Source organism: Pseudomonas sp., assembly GCF_030696055.1.
Taxonomy (GTDB): domain Bacteria; phylum Pseudomonadota; class Gammaproteobacteria; order Pseudomonadales; family Pseudomonadaceae; genus Aquipseudomonas.
This window is the reverse complement of sequence record NZ_JAUYNP010000234.1, coordinates 1-17,154: the sequence shown is the minus strand read 5'-3', so window position 1 is coordinate 17,154 and position 17,154 is coordinate 1. Positions and strand designations below refer to the sequence as shown.

General features: G+C 61.8%; 15 protein-coding genes and 2 pseudogenes. 7 read left to right on the top strand and 10 right to left on the bottom strand.

The window, feature by feature from the left end; genetic code table 11:
- A pseudogene (locus tag Q8Q83_RS13910) lies at positions 1-585 on the top strand (ABC transporter permease subunit); the annotation flags it as partial.
- 248 nt (positions 586-833) lie between these two features.
- Here the strand turns inward: Q8Q83_RS13910 and Q8Q83_RS13905 are convergent.
- The 6 genes from Q8Q83_RS13905 to Q8Q83_RS13880 all read right to left on the bottom strand — a co-directional run bounded on the left by Q8Q83_RS13905 (position 834) and on the right by Q8Q83_RS13880 (position 4,603).
- On the bottom strand, positions 834-989 hold the full coding sequence (locus tag Q8Q83_RS13905; protein WP_305624659.1) for a DUF6463 family protein: 156 nt from the start codon (positions 987-989) through the stop codon (positions 834-836).
- Entirely contained in the window at positions 938-1,258 is a 321-nt protein-coding gene (locus Q8Q83_RS13900; protein WP_371132412.1) for a GNAT family N-acetyltransferase, read from the bottom strand. Before Q8Q83_RS13900 ends, Q8Q83_RS13905 begins: the two co-directional genes overlap by 52 nt.
- Before the next feature lie 131 nt (positions 1,259-1,389).
- Positions 1,390-1,944, bottom strand: a complete 555-nt coding sequence (locus Q8Q83_RS13895) for a YdeI/OmpD-associated family protein (RefSeq protein WP_305624656.1) — start codon at positions 1,942-1,944, stop codon at positions 1,390-1,392.
- A gap of 110 nt (positions 1,945-2,054) precedes the next feature.
- Positions 2,055-2,570, bottom strand: coding sequence for a hypothetical protein (locus Q8Q83_RS13890; protein WP_305624655.1), 516 nt, complete (start codon positions 2,568-2,570; stop codon positions 2,055-2,057).
- 425 nt (positions 2,571-2,995) lie between these two features.
- The gene (locus Q8Q83_RS13885; protein WP_305624653.1) at positions 2,996-3,295 is read right to left on the bottom strand and encodes a hypothetical protein; all 300 of its coding nucleotides are present in this window, start codon (positions 3,293-3,295) and stop codon (positions 2,996-2,998) included.
- Positions 3,296-3,394: 99 nt separating this feature from the next.
- A complete protein-coding gene (locus Q8Q83_RS13880; RefSeq protein ID WP_305624651.1) occupies positions 3,395-4,603 on the bottom strand; it encodes a transposase in 1,209 nt (402 codons plus the stop codon).
- 192 nt (positions 4,604-4,795) lie between these two features.
- Between Q8Q83_RS13880 and Q8Q83_RS13875 the strand changes: the two genes are divergently transcribed.
- Complete coding sequence (locus Q8Q83_RS13875; protein ID WP_305624650.1) at positions 4,796-5,764, top strand: integron integrase; 969 nt, start codon at positions 4,796-4,798, stop codon at positions 5,762-5,764.
- A 178-nt stretch (positions 5,765-5,942) separates the two neighbouring features.
- Here the strand turns inward: Q8Q83_RS13875 and Q8Q83_RS13870 are convergent, their stop codons facing one another.
- Positions 5,943-8,327, bottom strand: coding sequence for a penicillin acylase family protein (locus Q8Q83_RS13870; RefSeq protein ID WP_305624648.1), 2,385 nt, complete (start codon positions 8,325-8,327; stop codon positions 5,943-5,945).
- A gap of 113 nt (positions 8,328-8,440) precedes the next feature.
- On the opposite strand from Q8Q83_RS13870, the gene Q8Q83_RS13865 reads away from it, so the two are divergent.
- Positions 8,441-9,493, top strand: a complete 1,053-nt coding sequence (locus Q8Q83_RS13865; RefSeq protein ID WP_305624646.1) for an AraC family transcriptional regulator — start codon at positions 8,441-8,443, stop codon at positions 9,491-9,493.
- 77 nt (positions 9,494-9,570) lie between these two features.
- On the opposite strand, the pseudogene Q8Q83_RS13860 reads toward Q8Q83_RS13865, so the two are convergent.
- A pseudogene (locus Q8Q83_RS13860) lies at positions 9,571-10,137 on the bottom strand (DUF6436 domain-containing protein); the annotation flags it as partial.
- Between the two features lie 121 nt (positions 10,138-10,258).
- On the opposite strand from Q8Q83_RS13860, the gene Q8Q83_RS13855 reads away from it, so the two are divergent.
- Positions 10,259-11,191 (top strand): alpha/beta hydrolase, encoded by a 933-nt coding sequence (locus Q8Q83_RS13855; RefSeq protein ID WP_305624644.1) that lies wholly within the window; start codon positions 10,259-10,261, stop codon positions 11,189-11,191.
- A gap of 118 nt (positions 11,192-11,309) precedes the next feature.
- Here the strand turns inward: Q8Q83_RS13855 and Q8Q83_RS13850 are convergent, their stop codons facing one another.
- Positions 11,310-12,077, bottom strand: coding sequence for a hypothetical protein (locus Q8Q83_RS13850; RefSeq protein WP_305624643.1), 768 nt, complete (start codon positions 12,075-12,077; stop codon positions 11,310-11,312).
- Positions 12,078-12,306: 229 nt separating this feature from the next.
- Here Q8Q83_RS13850 and Q8Q83_RS13845 point away from each other — a divergent pair, with 229 nt between their 5' ends.
- Together Q8Q83_RS13845 and Q8Q83_RS13840 are read left to right on the top strand one after the other, a co-directional pair.
- Complete coding sequence (locus Q8Q83_RS13845; protein WP_305624641.1) at positions 12,307-12,930, top strand: 2OG-Fe(II) oxygenase; 624 nt, start codon at positions 12,307-12,309, stop codon at positions 12,928-12,930.
- A 174-nt stretch (positions 12,931-13,104) separates the two neighbouring features.
- Complete coding sequence (locus Q8Q83_RS13840) at positions 13,105-13,605, top strand: DUF523 domain-containing protein (protein ID WP_305624639.1); 501 nt, start codon at positions 13,105-13,107, stop codon at positions 13,603-13,605.
- Between the two features lie 331 nt (positions 13,606-13,936).
- On the opposite strand, the gene serA is transcribed toward Q8Q83_RS13840, so the two are convergent.
- Positions 13,937-15,166, bottom strand: a complete 1,230-nt coding sequence (gene serA, locus Q8Q83_RS13835) for a phosphoglycerate dehydrogenase (RefSeq protein WP_305624638.1) — start codon at positions 15,164-15,166, stop codon at positions 13,937-13,939.
- Between the two features lie 327 nt (positions 15,167-15,493).
- Here serA and Q8Q83_RS13830 point away from each other — a divergent pair, with 327 nt between their 5' ends.
- A complete protein-coding gene (locus tag Q8Q83_RS13830; protein ID WP_305624636.1) occupies positions 15,494-16,888 on the top strand; it encodes an FAD-binding oxidoreductase in 1,395 nt (464 codons plus the stop codon).
- The last annotated feature ends 266 nt before the right edge of the window (positions 16,889-17,154 follow it).

Sequence of the window (17,154 nt, the reverse complement as noted above, 5' to 3'; positions counted from 1 at the left end):
GGTGATGCCCGAAGTGATCACCGGTCTGTCGCTCTGCTGCTGTTCGTGGCCATGGCGCAACTGATCGGCTGGCCAGCCGAGCGTGGCATTCTGACCATCTGGATCGCCCACACCACCAACAGTTCCGCCTATGTGGCGGTGGTGGTGTCGTCGCGTCTGCGTGAGCTGGATATGTCCATCGAGGAAGCGGCCATGGACCTGGGCGCGAAACCCTGGAAGGTGTTCTTCCTGATCACCATCCCGATGATCGCGCCCTCGCTGGCAGCCGGCGGCATGATGTCCTTCGCCCTGTCGCTGGACGACCTGGTGTTGGCCAGCTTCGTCTCCGGTCCCGGTTCCACCACCTTGCCGATGGAAGTCTTCTCCGCCGTGCGTCTGGGCGTGAAGCCGGAAATCAACGCGGTGGCCAGCCTGATCCTGCTGTCGGTGTCGCTGATGACCTTCTTCCTCTGGTTCTTCGCCCACCGCTCCGAAGAGAAGCGCAAAAAGGCCTTGCAGCAAGCCATGGACGAAAGCACCGGCGCCGCCCTGCAAAACGGCCCGGACAGCCGCCGCGACCCATCGCAGCTGCATGCCATTGCCTAACTAGCGCTGCGCTAAACAAAGGAGGGCCACGCGAGTGGCCCTTTTTTGTGCGCGCTTAAATCTATACCGTGCGTCTTAGTTGTTCTGTAGCAAGGCAGGCTGCTAGGGGCTGACCCTTTACGCCTCTCGGCTTGGATATCCTGCGCGCACTACCTCCGCATCCCTGCGACTCGCGCCCTTTACTCGTTTCGCTCGCCCTTCGGGCCAGCCGTTGGCTGTTTTCTGCCAATTGTTAGGTATCGATGCGTTTAAGCCAGCCAACCATATCCCGCCGCGATGATCAGCGGAGCAACCAGCAGCGTTGCCCAGAACCCAGACTTCGGCACGGCAATGACGCAAATGATCGAGATCATCAGCACATAGAGGCCAACGATTCTAAGCAGCGCGAGATCGCCAACTTCCACGGCGTGAATCGCTGTAGTGACTTGCCCATGAATACGCTGAGCGGATGCTCGGGGTATGCGCCGAATGCGCCCCGCCGCACATAGCCTTTGCTTGTGTAGAACCTCAGTGCCTCCGGTTGATACGGCCCGGTTTCAAGCATGAGCTCTCGGCAGCCTGATTCGTACGAGCTTGCCTCCAAGGCGGCGATGACTTGCTTTGCAATACCTTTGCCCCTGGCTTCGGGTCGCACATACATGCGCTTGACCTCGCCGTAAGAGTCATTCAGCACGACAGCGCCCAGAACAGGCCGGATATACGAATGCAACCGCGCTGACGACAGGGTAGGAAAAGCTACTTCTCACTACTTGTGGGGAGAGTCCATATACGCATTGTTAGGCGTATTTAACACTATGGCCAATTTTAAAAATCGGCCGCATCTGGCGCACAGAAGGCCTTGCTGTAGTAACCAGATTGGTCGAAGCAGCAAACTCGCTTCTTGCCGGATGCAAGCATATCGCAGGCATCATCAATCCGTTTTGCGCGAGTCTTAATTTGCTTGGCTGAAGTAATCCAGTGTATCCAGTCCAATCGTGCGATGGTCGTCGTATCGTTCCAAACCCTACAAGCCTCAGGAGAGGCCGCGAGTGCCTCCTGAAAGTCTGGTGGGACGTCAGGCTCAGGTTCCATCTCTACAGGGATTAGGTCTAGCGAGACTATATCCCCAATACCCGCGCCAGCGGCTTCGCACAACTCCCTGCTTACCTGTAGCCAATGGCTCAGCTGACCATCCGGCTCAAGAGTAGCCTGGAAATGGTGTCCATTGATTGTGCCGTCTACTGTAGTTCTTCCACGCCTCGGAAGCTTTTCACTCGCATCCCTTGGTAGTACTACGAATGCCCACGTCGCATCACCGCTAGGCTTTGCCGGACGAAGAAGCTTTGCTTTGAATCGGGATGTCACATCGACTTGGGTCATTGTAATTCCTCCAGCCAATACGCCTAACGTTTAGGTTAAGGGGCCGCGGTACGCGTTCCCAGAGAGCGAAGAGAACGATTTGAACCGCTTGTTAGGAAGCACCGACACCATTAGTACTTGAGTTCCTTTGAGGTGCAGTTTACAGCTTCAAAGCCAGTGCTCCAGTTCCATGATTTAGCGAGGCATGACTCAGCATGCATTCGAGGGCCTTGCTGGACGATGCGTAACCCTATAAGTATTTGCTCTCCCGGGCAGTCCCAGTTGAAAGCGGTAGGATGCTCAATAAGTCGAGTTTTTCCAATACTTAGACTGTCAATTGACACATAGCCAGCGCCCATACAGGCCCCGCTATCTGAGCCGTAAACGCGAACTGATGCTTTAACAAGCTGCTGACCTACATGGCAATAAAGTTCATGCTTTCCATTTGCTAGACGCCGAAAGCCAGGCTTGATTTTGACTTCACCCGCAGACGGAGAAGATAGTTCAACGATTGGCGATAATTCGAAAAATTTTCCTGACTTCGCACACTCAGCGGCAATGCCGTTGATACCCCAATCAGCTTTTGCATGCAATGGAGTTAAAATAAGTAAGTATCCAATGAATATGAGTGGCGCCAACTTGGCCAATGCTGTGATTCCTAACGTTTGGTTAAGGGGCCGCGGAACGCGGTCCCGAGCGAGCGCAGCGAGCGGCTTGAACCGCATGTTAGGCCGCCCTGGCCCAACGCGATAGTCGCAGCAACGCAAAAAGAAAAGGCTGACGCCGCCGATGCGGCGGGTGTACTGAGTAAGTTATTTGCAGTGGTGCATAACATTCATTCAACTCCGTTTGATGATGCAAATGACGGCACTTACTACAGGCGATGCGGTGTGGAGATGAACCGCCGATGTTACGTACATTTTTAGCCGCGTGGAATTTTCAAGTGAACGATTTAATAAGGCTCCCACTTGCCTAACGATTAAGCTAAGGGGCTGCGGCACGCAGTCCCAGTGAGCGAAGCGAGCGATTTGAGCGCCTTGTTAGGCGCTGCAGCCCCGTTGTATAGGCGTTATTAAATATCACCCTTGATTTCATGCAGATGACGTAAACCCTCTTTGCGAAATAGATGGCCGATAAAAAATGCGATGATCAATAGCGTTAGAAGAGTAATGTAGGTGCCAATAGTCATCGAGCCAATTATTTTGATTAAAGAGACTTCGATAGAAACTCCGTCAAAAGCGCTTTTAAAAATTGCAGCTATAGGAATTACGGTGAGTAAAAGAATTATTCCTTTGAATACCGATACACCAACATCAATTAGCGTTTTGGCAAATGCTTCTCTTGCTTTAGGGTTTAAATTTTCAGGTTTCATAATCATTCCTTGATGTGGATTGCAGGATTTTCGACAAAGTGCCTAACGCTTAGTTAACGTGCCGACGAAAGCACAAAAAAATATCAGTCGGCACAAAATTTATGATGAATCAGCAGGACCATCCCTTTCGAGGTCACGTTCAACGCCTTGTTGGACATGACCGCTGCCCCCCAAACCTTCGGCCTCCTTTATAAGGGAATTTCCTTTTGCCGTCCTCCGCCAGCGCTGTCCCAATACTGCGGCACGCGCACCGCACGTTCTGCAGTACAGCAGTACCTGCTCAGGAGGCATCCCACTCCGGGCTTTCAACCCCGCCAGGTTGCCGTAGCAGCCAAGCACCTGCTGATGTCGCTGCTTGGCCGCTGGAGCATAAAGACCATAGTAGCGGACTGTATGCACACCTTTGGCAGGCACATGTAGAAGCAAGCGCTGGATCAGCTGCCAGGGCGTCAACTGCTGGTACTTGATCCGTTTGTCTCGATGATCCAGATAACTCACCTCCAGCCGCTTGCTGTCCCAGCCCCGAATCTGCTCCGGGTGAAGCGGACCCCCTTTGCAGTAACGTGCCAGATACAGCATCACACCTTTGCCATGGCTGTAGCGTTCCTCAATGCGAACACTCCACTCCTTCCGGTACAGGCTGCGGTGCTGCTGCCAGAATGTTTGCTCGCTCATGTCTGGTGGCAGCGTCAGACACTGATCAAGCGCCGCCTCCCGGAGCAGGGCTTGCACCTTGCCGCGGTAGTAACGTCGCAGCACGGCACTCGGTAACAGATACTCTCCCAGATCCCGCCACACGCCTGATGACTGGATGCCGCCTGCTGTCACCAGACAATGCGTGTGTGGATGCAAATTCAGCCGACGCCCCCAGGTGTGCAGGGTCATCAGAATGCCAGGGTGGATCTCGCCGTACTTCTTATCCGCCAAGAGTTCCTGCAACGACTCCTGGCTGGCCTTGAACAACAATCGAGCAAACAGGGCCTCGTTGTAACGCCACAGCGGCAGGTATTCATGTGGCAGCGTAAAAATGACATGAAAGTGTGGGACGTCAAGGAGGCGTTGCTTCTGCGCTTCAATCCATTCCAGGCGCCGCTTGTCTGCGCACAAACAGCAGCTGCGATGACGACAGGAATGGCTGTGTTCCCATTGCCCGTGGCCTTCCGGGCAGCCGTAGTAAGTCACACCCATATCCGGCGTTCGGCACTGGGTGATGGCGGCAATTGCCTGTCGATTTTTCAGCGGTTGCGCCGATGCATCCAGTGCCGATCGGCACGATAAAAATAGTCGCTGTATCGTTCTGTCTGGCATGTCCGTATGCCTCGTACTTGGTAAGTCCCGCACTCCACCGCGAAGCGGTTATGTTCAACTATTAATTAGGCGACACGTCAGTCGCGGTCGAGCGCGGTACGTGTCGCATAAGCTTCCTTGTCGTCGGCTGAGTCCTTGTCTAGCTTGAAGGTGATCGCGGCAAACGCGACTGTATTCAGGGAGAAACGCGACATGGATGACGGCAAGCCCAAGCTGCTGGAGCAACTGCGCCAGCAAATTCGAGTTAGAAACTATTCCATCCGCACCGAGACTGTCTATGCCGAATGGGCGAAGCGCTTTATCCGCTTTCACCGTTATCGGCATCCGACAGAGATGGGCGCGGCAGAAATCGAGGCTTTTCTGACCCATCTGGCGGTGGCGCGCAATGTGTCGGCGTCTACGCAGAATCAAGCGTTGGCGGCGCTGCTCTTTCTTTATAAAGAGGTGCTTAAGCTGGAGTTGCCCTGGTTGGAGGGCATAGTGCGGGCCAAGAAGCCCAAGCATTTGCCGGTTGTGTTGACGCGCGAGGAAGTGGGCGCGGTGCTCGGGCAATTGGATGGGGTGCGCTGGATAGTGGCCAGTCTGCTCTATGGCTCTGGCTTGCGTTTGCTGGAGGCGCTGCGGTTGCGCGTCAAGGATGTGGATTTTGCCCGGGGCGAGGTGCTGGTGCGTGATGGCAAGGGCCAGAAGGATCGGGTCACCATGTTGCCGCAGCGCCTGCTGTTGCCCTTGCAACAGCATTTGCGTAAGGCGGAGTTATTGCATCAGCAGGATTTGGCCGAGGGCTTCGGCCGGGCCAATTTGCCCTTTGCGCTGGCGCGTAAGTATCCCCATGCGGCGGCGGAGTGGGGTTGGCAGTTTGTGTTCCCGTCGGTCAATCGCTCAGTAGATCCGCGCTCCAAGGGGATCTTTCGTCATCATTTGCATGAGAAAACCATTCAGCGTGCGGTGCGCGAGGCGGTCCGGCGCGCAGGGCTGATCAAGCATGCCACCCCTCACACGCTGCGCCATTCCTTTGCGACTCATCTGCTGGAAAGCGGCCAGGATATTCGCACGGTGCAGGAGTTGCTCGGGCACTCGGATGTGAAGACCACGATGATTTATACCCATGTGCTGAATCGTGGTGGTTTTGCCGTATTGAGTCCCTTGGATCGTCCATAGGCCCGGCGCGAAGCCGGGCTTGGGAACGGTCTGTAATGCGGCCAATGGCTAACGCGAGGTGCCGCGGCGGCTAAACACGGCGCTGGTCGTTCGGCTTAACGGGGCCAGTCGATTGAGTCTTAAACCGCGTGGATAAACCGCCCTGTTTATCGCGCCGCGTGGCGTTCCCTGAGTGGGCTTAGTCTGCGCTGGGCAGCAGTATCAGGCGGCTGCGGGTGTTGGCCACCACGTCCGCTTCACTCAGGTGCATGGGTTGATACTCGCCGTCGATATAGGACTGGGCCTGGTCCTGGTAATGCTGATCGAACAGCACGCCGCTCTGGCCGACCGGGTTGATGCCCAGGGCCGTGTCGGCGTCGGCCAGGTCGATCAGGCGGCGGGTCGAGGGGCCGTAGACCACCGGCCAGGGCGCCGGGCCGACCCGGTGCGACTGGTTGTTCGGGGTTTCGTGGCCGCCCGGGGCGGCGAAGGGGCCGACGTTGAATAGCTTGTCCAGTGGCTGCTGCTGGCCCAGCGGGTGGCCGTGAGTGAGGGTATGGGCGTCGCCCCAGGCCCAAGTCGCGGGGTCGTCGCCCAGGGTGCTTTCGAGGTGGGTGAGGCTGGCCTGCCAGGCGGCTTTTACTGTGTCGCTGCGGCTTTCCACGGCGGCGCTGCCGCGTTTGTCCCACCAGGGCGAGCGGGCATCGGCCGCCAGGCGCGGCAGGGCGCTATCCAGCACGCGGGTGTACAGCAGGTTGTCGAAGAAGTTCTGGCCCAGTTCGTCGAGCATGGCCTCGGCGCTGAGCTGATAGACCAGCTGGTTGAACAGGCTGGCGGCGGTGGAGTCGAGTTGATGGTCGCCGTTCCAGGCCAGCAGCTGCTCGGCTAGCGCGCGTTCCTGGTCATCGCCGGCGGCGGCGCGCAGGTCGGCGGCAATGGGCGCGAGCAGGCGTTGCGGGTAGCCGTTGCCGGGGTCGAGTTGCAGCGCCTGGCTATTGTGCAGGTCCCATTTCACCGAGCTGTCGGCAAGGCGCTGATTCAGGCGCTGGCCGCGATCGACCAGGTTGTAGTAGCCGGGAATCTCGATGCCGCTGGGCGCCAGCGGTTGGTAGTTGGCCGAGACTATATAGCCGCGCGCCGGGTTCTCCTCTTGGGGGTTGGCGCTGAAGGGGTAGAAGCCGTCCTTCTCCGCCTCGCCGCTGGCGCCGTCGAGGATAAAGTTCGGGTTGACCCCGGCCGGGCGCCGCGGCAGTTTGGCCGCCGCCCACCAGCCGATATCGCCGCTGGCATTGGCCCAGACGATATTCAGCCCGGGCGCCTCGATCCGCTCGACGGCGGCGCGGGCCTTGTCCAGGCTGGTGGCGCGGTTGAGCTGGTAGAAGCCGTCGAGTATCGGGTTGGCGGTTTCCAGAAAGGCCCACCACAGGGCGATAGGCGTGCTGCCGACGCTGTCGCCGAGGGCGTCGTTGATGATGGGGCCGTGGGGCGAGCGGCGCAGGCTCAGGCGCACCGGCTCGGCATCCTTGACGGTGATCAGTTCCTCGCGGCTCTGCAGCTCGACCCACTGGCCGCGATACCAGACCTGGTTGGGGTTATCCGGGTTGGTTTTTTCGGCGATCAGGTCGAGATCGTCGTTCTGGAACATGGTCAGGCTCCAGGCGAAGTCGCGGTTATGCCCGAGCGAGGCCACCGGATTCAGCGCCTGGTGATGACCGTACAGCTCGAAACCGGGATAGCTCAGCTGCGCCTCGTACCACACCGCCGGCACGGCGAAGCGGATATGCGGGTCGCCGGCCAGCAGCGGCTTGCCACTGGCGGTACGGCTGCCGGCTAGCGCCCAGGCGTTGCTGCCCTCGAACTGCGGCAGGCCGGCATCCAGCAGGGCGGCGTGGCTCAATTGGGCGATGGCATTGAGGTCCTGCCAGTCGCCGGCGGCCAGGGGCTGGCCGAGCACGCCCCGGGGGTGCCAGTCGAGGTCGAAGACCCTGAGGTAGTCGGCGCCCAGTTGGTCGCGCACATGGGTCAGCAGCGGTTCGGTGCGCAAGGCCGCGGCGAAGCTGTAGGCCATATAGCCGGCCACGCTCAGGGTGTCGGCCGGGGTAAAGGGGCGTTTGTCGATGCCCAGCAGGTCGAACTCCAGCGGCGCCGGACGACTGGCCTGGTACTGGTTGATGCCATCCAGGTAGGCCAGCAGCGCCTGGCTCGACGGGCTGTTCATGTCCATCTGCTGGGCATAGCGGTCGGCGTGCTCGCGGATGCCCAGGGTGCGGAACAGCCGGTCGGTGGCCACCAGCTTGCTGCCGAGCACCTCGGCCAGCTCGCCGCGGGCCAGGCGCCGCAACATTTCCATCTGGAACAGGCGGTCCTGGGCATGCACGTAGCCGAGGGCGCGGTACAGGTCCGCCTCGTGCTCGGCCTGGATATGCGGCACGCCGCGCTCGTCATAGGCCACGCTGACCGGCGCCTGCAGCGCGTTCAGGTGCAGCTCGCCGCTGCGCTGCGGTTGCTTGCTGCCCAGGTACCAGTAAGCGCCGGCGGCTGTGGCGGCAATGATCAGGGCGAGGGCGGTGAGGCTGCGTTTCATCGGGTTTCCTTGTTATAGGTTGTAGCTGCCGGCCCATTGTCAGCGCTGACTAGGATTGCGCATTGACCAAATGCCATGGCAGTGAAAGTCTTTGGTCAATTTCTGGAGGCCCGATGGACCACGACCCGCACAACGGCAGCGCCAGCGTGCTGACCCATTCCGCGACCCTGCGCCGCCTGCTCTACGAGGCCTTGGCCGCGCTCGGCCTGGACCCCACCGATACCTACCGCCAGGCCTACCAGGGCCTGCCCCTGAGCCCGCCGCTGCTCAATGCGCGGGAGGATCACGACAGCGCGCCGCGTTTCTGGCAGGCGCTGCCGGGCATCAGTGGCGATGGCGATATCGGCCTGCACCTTGGCGAGCGGATGCAGCCGCGGCCGCTGGATGTGGTCGGCTACCTGCTGCTGGCCAGCCGCGACCTGGGCCAGGCGCTGGAGAGTTTCGTGCGTTTCCAGCACATCCTCTCCGGCGGTTTCGCCGCGCGTCTGGAGTTGGATGAGGCCAGTGCGCGGCTGATCTTCGACCTCAATTACCGCGGCGTCGGCTCGCTGCGCCAGCAAATGGAATGCCTGGCCTTGCTCCTGCTGAAGATGCTGGCCAGCGTCAGCGACGGCGGTTTCCCGCTGAGCGGCCTGGATTTGCGCCATCCCGCGCCGCGCCGGCTGAGCGAACACCGCCGCCTGTTCGGCCTGCTGCCGCGTTTCGCCCAGCCGCACGATGCGCTGGTCTTCCCCCGCGCCTGGCTCGCCCGGCCGTCACGCAGCGCCAATCCGCGGCTGTTCGCCGTGCTGTGGGCGCAGGCCGAACTGGAACTGGCCGAGTTGGAGGAAAACCAGTTGCTCAACCGCGTGCGCTACTGGCTGGAGGTCAACCTGGGCGTGCGCCTGTGCGATCTGCAGAGTTGCGCCCGCGCCCTGGATTACAGCCCGGCCGCCCTGCAGCGCGCCCTGGCGGAGCAGGGCCAGAGCTTTCGCCGCCTGCACGACGAGGTGCGCCGCCTGCGCGCGCAGACGCTGCTGGCCGGTGGCCTGGCGATTCGCGAGGTGGCGCGGGCCTGCGGCTTTGCCGAGCTGTCGCCGTTCTACCGCGCCTTCAAGCGCTGGCAGGGCGCGACCCCGCAGCATTACCGCCGCCAGTCGGTTGACCAGGCCGCAGCGGTCGACTGAGTTAGCCTGGTAGGGAGGAGGTCGGCGTTATGGTCCGCCGCGCCTGCAGTCGGCTCACCGACCGAGGGCGCGGCTGTCGGCGCCCACTGGCAAAAGCAGCCCAGGGCCAGGTTATTGCTGGCAGTCACCGGGCGGCCGGCGCTCAGGGCTTCGAGTATCGGCTCGATAAAGCTGTTGCTCGAGGTGCAGGTGGCGCCGGCGCTGTAGGGGCCGAAGTAGGCCAGCCGGCCGTTTGTGTCCCAGATCGCCACCGCCGGGCTGGCGGGGATCAGCTCGCTGCCGCTGAGTGCGGGCAAGGCTTGCAGGGCGCTCAGGCTGTCTGGCAGCTGGCCCTGGCTGGCGGCCTTCTGCACCCCATAGAAGGCCACGCCCAGCGGGCGGTAATGCTCGATCAGCTCGGCCAGGTGCTGCTGGTTGCCGACATTGCAGGGGCAGGTCGGGTCCCAGAAGTGCACCAGGCGGATCGGCCCGGGGCCGGCCAGCTCGGCGGGCAGGCGCAGCTGCTCGCCGTAGAACAGCGCGGTCTGCTCGCTGAAGCTGCGTAGATAGCGCGCCTCGTACCAGCGGTAGGCGGCGAGCAGGGCGGCGCCCCATAGCACCAGCAGCAGGGCGGTGAGCAGGGTCTTGCGGGTGGGTTTAGGCATGGTCGGTCTTCGGCAAACAGGCGCGCAGCTTGCCACGACTGGCGCCACAGCTGAATATCCGCAGCCTGTACGCCGCGCCGCAACTGCCTGGCGCATCACTGGATAACGAGTCGCAAACCCCATGTCAGAGCCTTTTCAGCCGGAAAACCTGATCGCCATGCTGCGACCCTTGGCCGCAGCCATGCCGCTGTCGGCGGCGGAACAGGCCTATCGGCGCTTTTACGGCTTTGCCGCCAACGACGCGGCGCACAGCCTGCTGGGCGTGCGGCAGATCGCCGGCTACCAGATCGCCCTGCAGGCCTGGTGGCCGCAGAAGCCGCGGGCGACCCTGGTGCTGCTGCACGGTTATTACGACCACAGCGGCCTGTACCGCCATGTGATCGAGTGGGCCCTGGGCATGGGCTTCGCGGTGTTGACCTTCGATCTGCCGGGGCATGGCCTGTCCAGCGGCCCACGGGCCAGCATCGGCGATTTTGCCGAGTATCAGGCGGTGCTGCAGGGCGTGTTGGCCGAGGCCGCCGCGCTGGAGCTGCCGCAGCCCTGGCACCTGTGCGGGCAGAGCACCGGCGGGGCGATCCTGATCGACTACCTGCTGACCGGCGCGCCGGGCCCTGAAATCGGCGAGAGCATTCTGCTCGCGCCGCTGGTGCGGCCGCGCGCCTGGACCTGGTCGCAGCTCAGCTACAAGGTCATGCGCAACTTTGTCAGCGAGATTCCCCGGCGTTTTAGCGTCAACTCCAACGATTTGGACTTTATCGACTTCGTCGAGCACCGCGACCCCTTGCAGCCGCGCAGTCTGCCCACCGCCTGGGTCGGCGCCTTGAGTCGCTGGGTGCCGCGTATCGAGGCGGCGCCGCGCAGCAGCCGCAGCCCGCTGATCATCCAGGGCGAGGCGGATATGACGGTGGCCTGGCAGTACAACCTCGAGGTGCTGCAGGACAAGTTCGCCGCGCCGCAGATTTTGCGCCTGGGCGAGGCGCGTCATCATCTGGCCAATGAAGCACCGGCCTTGCGCCAGCGCTATTTCGATTTTCTTAGCCAGCGCCTGGCGTAGGTTGGCGCTGAGCGTAGCGAAGCCCAACGGGGAGTGCGCAGCACTGCGCTTGACGAGTCACCCACCGCACCGCTGTTGGGTTTCGTCGCGTTGCTTCTCAGCCCAACCTACACACTGATCAGATACCCTGGGGCGCCGGCGCCAGGTTGGCGGTGCTCTGGCCCACTGCCAGGCCGCTGCGGATGGCCGCCAGCGCCGCCTGGTAATAGGCCTTGCCGGCGTCGGACTGGGCGAAGCTGACGAACTCCTCCAACTCCGGGTCGCTGAGCTGGCGGTAGACATGCAGCAGGGTGTTGTCCAGATCCGCGCCAATCTGTTCCATCAGGCGTTGGCGCTGGCCGTTGAGCAGCGCCTGGGCGCTGTCGCCACCGAGCAGACCGGGGAGCATCTGGCTCAGACTATCGGCGGCCACCCCGGCCAGCGCCAGGCTGACCTCGGCGCCGGCTTCCTTGGCCGGCAGCGCCTGGGCCAGGTGGCGGATCAGCAGGCGCCGGGTGGCGCTGGCTTCGCCTTGCGGCAGGCCATCGGCGTAGCGCGCCAGCTGATCGCTGCGGGTGGCCAGCAGTTCGGCCTCGATAATCTTGCGCCCCAGCGCCGACTGGAAGAATTGCAGGGCGGGCCTAGGCTCGGCCAGGCTCTCGCGCAGGCTTTGCTGCGCACGCCGGTCCATCGCCCGGGGGGCGAAGCGCTGGTTGCTGTTGTCCACCAGGGCCTGGTACACCGCCGGGGGCAGGCTGCTGCGGTAACGCTCCTGGGCGGCCTGCAGGGCGTCGCTGAAATGCATGCGCTGCTGCGGCCAGCCGGCGGCCTGGTACAGCTGCAGGTAATCGTCGGCCAGTGCGGGCAGGCTGAGCAGCAGGGCAAAAACTAGGGCAAGGGCGCGCATAAAGACTCCGGTCTGGCGGGCGGCTATTTTCGGTGGCCAATGGGAGCTTGTCGAGGCGCAGTCGGCAGACTGTTAGGTTCTGTATAAAAAGTGCCTACGCATCGGTGATGCTGCGTTAAAAACAGGCTCAGATGCTCATGTACAGCTCGTACACTCCGCTTCTTCGCCTGTTTTTGCCTTGCCTGACCTTCGCTCGACGACTTTTTCTACAGCCCCTAGAATCGCCATTATGACTACCTATCCCCCTAGCGCCTATTTGGCGCCCATAGTCGATAAGCTGGCCGAGCACGGTTGGGCATTGCAGCCTCTGTTCGCTCCACAGCTTCTGACCCTCGAACTGGCCGAAGAGTGCCGTAAACGGGCCGCTCGGGGGGCTTTGGCGCCTGCCGGCGTCGGCCGCGGCGCGCAGCAGCAGATCCGCGAGGGCGTGCGCGGCGATCATATCCAGTGGCTGGAGTCCGGTCAGGCGTCGGCCAGCGACCGCTATCTGGAGTTGATGGACGAGTTACGTCAGGCGTTGAACCAGGGCCTGTACCTGGGCCTGGAAGACTACGAAAGCCACTTCGCCCTGTATCCGCCGGGGGCTTTCTACCAGAAGCATGTGGACCGCTTTCGCGACGACGACCGTCGCGCGGTGTCTGCGGTGCTCTATCTCAACCCGGATTGGCAGGTCGAGCAGGGCGGCGCGCTGCGCCTGTATCTTGCCGATGGCAGCCGCCGCGATGTGCTGCCGCAAGCCGGTAGTCTGCTGCTGTTCCTCTCGGCGGATATGCCCCACGAGGTATTGCCGGCGACCCGCGAGCGCTTGTCGCTGACCGGCTGGTTTCGCCGCCGGGGCGACGGCATTTGGTAGCCCGGATGAAATCCGGGGAAGTCCAGCGCCGGCCAAACCGCTTCCGGATTTCATCCGGGCTACGCACCGTAGGTTGGCGCTGAGCGCAGCGATGCCCAACGTCGCAACGTTATGGCGGGTCACGCCGGTTTGATGGACATTTACAAAACGCTAATCCATGGCCCGGGAGGCTTTATGCAGAAAATCTTGGTGAGTCGCTGCCTGTTGGGCCAGCCCGTGCGTTACGACGGCGGCGCCCACGGCCCGTTCGACCTGCTGCAACGCTGGCAGGCGGAAGGCCGGGTGGTGGCGCTGTGCCCGGAAGTAGCCGGCGGCTTGCCGACCCCGCGCGCGCCGGCGGAAATCGCCGGCGGCCAGGGTGCCCGGGTGCTCGATGGGCAGCTGGCGGTGCTGACCATGGACGGCGAGGATGTCACCGCCGCCTTTGTCGAGGGCGCCGAACAGGCCCTGGCCCTGGTGCGTCAGCATGGGATTCGTTTGGCGCTGCTTAAGGCGCGCAGCCCGTCGTGCGGCAATCGGGAAAACTACGACGGCAGCTTTAGCGGAACAAAGGTGGCCGGCGAAGGCGTGACCGCCGCGGCCTTGCGCCGTGCCGGGGTGCAGGTGTTCAGTGAGGAAGAGCTGCCTACCGCCGAGGCCGCCTTGCGCAAACTGGAAGAGCAGTCGCTTGCGTAGGATGGGTTGAGCGCAGCGATACCCATGCTGTTGGGTTACGCGGCGCGGGAGATTCGCGTCGTCTGTGGATAAACGACCGGCGCCGCCCAACCTAGGGTTGCGCCCGATATCCGGGCACGAAAAAGGGAAGCCGAAGCTTCCCTTTTTCGTTGTCGTGATGCTTAGAGCCTGGTTTTCGATCTTGCGAGCTAGAGTCGTGCAAGGCGCTACGTTAGTTACAGCCTTCGGCTGGTCAAAACGGCGAGGAAGCGGAGTGTACTTTTGTACATGAGCATTCCGAGCCTGTTTTTAACGCAGCAGGGCCGACGCGCAGCAGATCGTGAACAGGTTCTTAGAACAGCACGCGGCTGCGGATGGTACCGCGCACGTGTTGCAGCTTTTCCAGCGCCAGGTCGGAGTAGTCGGCGTCGACGTCTATCACCACGTAGCCAACCTTGTCGTTGGTCTGCAGGAACTGGCCGGAGATATTGATGCCGTTCTCCGCGAACACGTGGTTGATCTCGCTCATCACGCCCGGCACGTTCTCGTGGATGTGCAGCAGGCGATGCTTGCCCGGGTGCGCCGGCAGGGCCACTTCGGGGAAGTTGACCGAGGACACGGAGGTGCCGTTGTCGCTGTACTTGACCAGCTTCTCGGCCACTTCCAGGCCGATATTGGCTTGGGCTTCGGCGGTCGAACCACCGATATGCGGGGTCAGGATCACCCGATCCAGGCCACGCAGCGGGCTTTCGAACTCTTCGTCGTTGGACTTCGGCTCGACCGGGAACACGTCGATGGCGGCACCGATCAGGTGCTCGTCCTTGATCGCGGCCGCCAGGTGCTCCAGCTCGACCACTGTGCCGCGGGCGGCGTTGATCAGGATGCCGCCCTTCTTCATGGCGCGGATTTCCTTCTCGCCGATCATCCACTGGGTGGACGGCAGCTCCGGCACGTGCAACGACACTATGTCGCACATGCCCAGCAGGTCGTGCAGCTTGCCGATCTGGGTGGCGTTACCCAGGGGCAGCTTGGTCACTGTGTCGTAGAAGAACACCTGCATGCCCATGGCTTCGGCGAGTACCGAGAGCTGGGTGCCGATCGAGCCGTAACCGACTATACCCAGCTTCTTACCCCGGATTTCGAAGGAGTTGGCCGCCGATTTGATCCAGCCGCCGCGGTGGCAGGAGGCGTTCTTTTCCGGGATGCCGCGCAGCAGCAGGATGGCCTGGGCCAGTACCAGTTCGGCCACCGAGCGGGTGTTCGAGTAGGGTGCGTTGAACACCGCGATGCCGCGCTCGCGGGCGGCGTCGAGATCGACCTGGTTGGTGCCGATGCAGAAGCAACCGACGGCCACCAGCTTCTTGGCGCAGTCGAAGGCCTCGGCGGTCAGCTGGGTGCGCGAGCGGATGCCGATAAAGTGCGCGTCGGCGATCTTTTCTTTCAGCTCGTCGTCGGAGAGTGCGCCCTTGAGGTACTCGATGTTGGTGTAACCGGCGGCCTTCAGGGTGTCCACGGCATTCTGGTGGACGCCTTCAAGAAGAAGGAACTTGATCTTGCTCTTGTCGAGAGAGGTCTTGCTCATCGGAGTACCTGTTGTCCCACAAATGGTGTCAGGGAGGAGGCCGGGCGTAGCCGGCCGCAGCCCGCAGATCGGCCATCAGGCAATTGAAAGCTGCTGCGCTCGGCTATACGGCGTTGAAAGCAGCCTCAAAATGCTCATTTACACTCAGTAAACTGCGCTTTTTCGGCTGCTTTCGCCTTGTCTAGCCTTCGCTCGCTACGCTTTCAATGCCCTGCTGGAGGGCACGATTCACGGGGTGCGTATGCTAGCATACGAGCCCCGCGAAGCACCTACCCTGGCAGATGAAGCGTGCTCAGGGTGACCATGAATCGTATGAGAGTTCCGTAGATGACCAACCCTGCGCTGATCGAAGAGCTGAAGACCCTGGTTGAGCCCGGCAAGCTGCTCACCGATGCCGATTCCCTCAACACCTACGGCAAGGACTGGACCAAGCATTTCGCCCCGGCGCCGCTGGCGATTGCCTTCCCCAAGAGCATCGAGCAGGTGCAGGCCATCGTGCGTTGGGCCAATCAGCACCAGGTCGCGCTGGTGCCGTCCGGCGGTCGTACCGGCCTCTCCGCCGGCGCGGTGGCGGCTAATGGCGAAGTGGTGGTGGCCTTCGACTATATGAACCAGATTCTCGACTTCAACGAAGTCGACCGCACCGCCGTGTGTCAGCCCGGCGTGATCACCAAGCAGCTGCAGATGTTCGCCGAGGACAAGGGCCTGTACTACCCGGTGGACTTCGCTTCCGCCGGCTCCAGCCAGATCGGCGGCAATATCGGCACCAATGCCGGCGGCATCAAGGTGATCCGCTACGGTATGACCCGCAACTGGGTGGCCGGGCTGAAGGTCGTCACCGGCACCGGCGAGCTGCTGGAGCTGAACAAGGACCTGATCAAGAACGCCACCGGCTACGACATGCGCCAGCTGTTTATCGGCGCCGAAGGCACCCTGGGCTTCGTGGTCGAAGCCACCATGCGCCTGGACCGCGCGCCGAAGAACCTCACCGCCATGGTCCTCGGCACCCCGGACTTCGACTCGATCATGCCGGTGCTGCACGCCTTCCAGAACAAGCTGGACCTGACCGCCTTCGAGTTCTTCTCGGACAAGGCCCTGGCCAAGATCATGGCCCGCGGCGACGTGCCGACGGCCTTCGACACCGACTGCCCCTTCTATGCCCTGCTGGAGTTCGAAGCCACCACCGAGGAAGTCGCCGAAGCGGCCCTGGCCACTTTCGAGCATTGCGTGGAGCAGGGCTGGGTGCTGGATGGCGTGATGAGCCAGAGCGAGCAGCAGCTGCAGAACCTGTGGAAGCTGCGCGAATATATCTCCGAGACCATCAGCCACTGGACGCCGTACAAGAACGATATCTCGGTGGTGGTCTCGAAAGTGCCGGCCTTCCTGCACGATATCGATGCGATAGTCGGCGAACACTACCCGGACTTCGAGATCGTCTGGTTCGGCCATATCGGCGATGGTAACCTGCACCTGAATATCCTCAAGCCGGAAAACCTGTCCAAGGACGAGTTCTTCGCCAAGTGCGCCACGGTCAACAAGTGGGTGTTCGAGACGGTGCAGAAGTACAACGGCTCTATCTCCGCCGAACACGGCGTGGGCATGACCAAGCGCGACTACCTGAGCTACAGCCGCTCGGAAGCCGAGATCGGCTATATGAAGGCGATCAAGGCGGTATTCGATCCGAACGGGATCATGAACCCCGGCAAGATTTTCCCGCTCTGATAGCTACTGCGCTCGCCCATGCTGCGTTGGCGTAGCCGTAAAAAATGCTCATTGGCACCAGCCAACTCCGCTTTTTTCCGGCTTCGCCGCCTGGCCTGGCCTTCGCTCGTAACGCTTCAGACATGTCAGCAAATTGAACGGGCAGATCGTAGGGCGGGTGCAACCCGCCACCGGAGAGCGGCGGGTTGCACCCCCCCTACGGCCCAGCAATGCGTGTCACTTGTAGGCGCCCGCTTGCTGGCGATGTTTTCGTTTCGCGGATCGCC

Excerpts from the sequence above, each read along its gene's own strand:
- Q8Q83_RS13840 (WP_305624639.1), top strand. The coding sequence starts at position 13,105 with ATGCAGAAAATCTTGGTGAGTCGCTGCCTGTTGGGCCAGCCCGTGCGT.
- Q8Q83_RS13855 (WP_305624644.1), top strand. The coding sequence starts at position 10,259 with ATGTCAGAGCCTTTTCAGCCGGAAAACCTGATCGCCATGCTGCGACCC.
- Q8Q83_RS13870 (WP_305624648.1), bottom strand. The coding sequence starts at position 8,327 with ATGAAACGCAGCCTCACCGCCCTCGCCCTGATCATTGCCGCCACAGCC.
- Q8Q83_RS13865 (WP_305624646.1), top strand. The coding sequence starts at position 8,441 with ATGGACCACGACCCGCACAACGGCAGCGCCAGCGTGCTGACCCATTCC.
- Q8Q83_RS13885 (WP_305624653.1), bottom strand. The coding sequence starts at position 3,295 with ATGAAACCTGAAAATTTAAACCCTAAAGCAAGAGAAGCATTTGCCAAA.
- Q8Q83_RS13845 (WP_305624641.1), top strand. The coding sequence starts at position 12,307 with ATGACTACCTATCCCCCTAGCGCCTATTTGGCGCCCATAGTCGATAAG.
- Q8Q83_RS13830 (WP_305624636.1), top strand. The coding sequence starts at position 15,494 with ATGACCAACCCTGCGCTGATCGAAGAGCTGAAGACCCTGGTTGAGCCC.
- Q8Q83_RS13850 (WP_305624643.1), bottom strand. The coding sequence starts at position 12,077 with ATGCGCGCCCTTGCCCTAGTTTTTGCCCTGCTGCTCAGCCTGCCCGCA.
- serA (WP_305624638.1), bottom strand. The coding sequence starts at position 15,166 with ATGAGCAAGACCTCTCTCGACAAGAGCAAGATCAAGTTCCTTCTTCTT.
- Q8Q83_RS13880 (WP_305624651.1), bottom strand. The coding sequence starts at position 4,603 with ATGCCAGACAGAACGATACAGCGACTATTTTTATCGTGCCGATCGGCA.
- Q8Q83_RS13895 (WP_305624656.1), bottom strand. The coding sequence starts at position 1,944 with ATGACCCAAGTCGATGTGACATCCCGATTCAAAGCAAAGCTTCTTCGT.
- Q8Q83_RS13875 (WP_305624650.1), top strand. The coding sequence starts at position 4,796 with ATGGATGACGGCAAGCCCAAGCTGCTGGAGCAACTGCGCCAGCAAATT.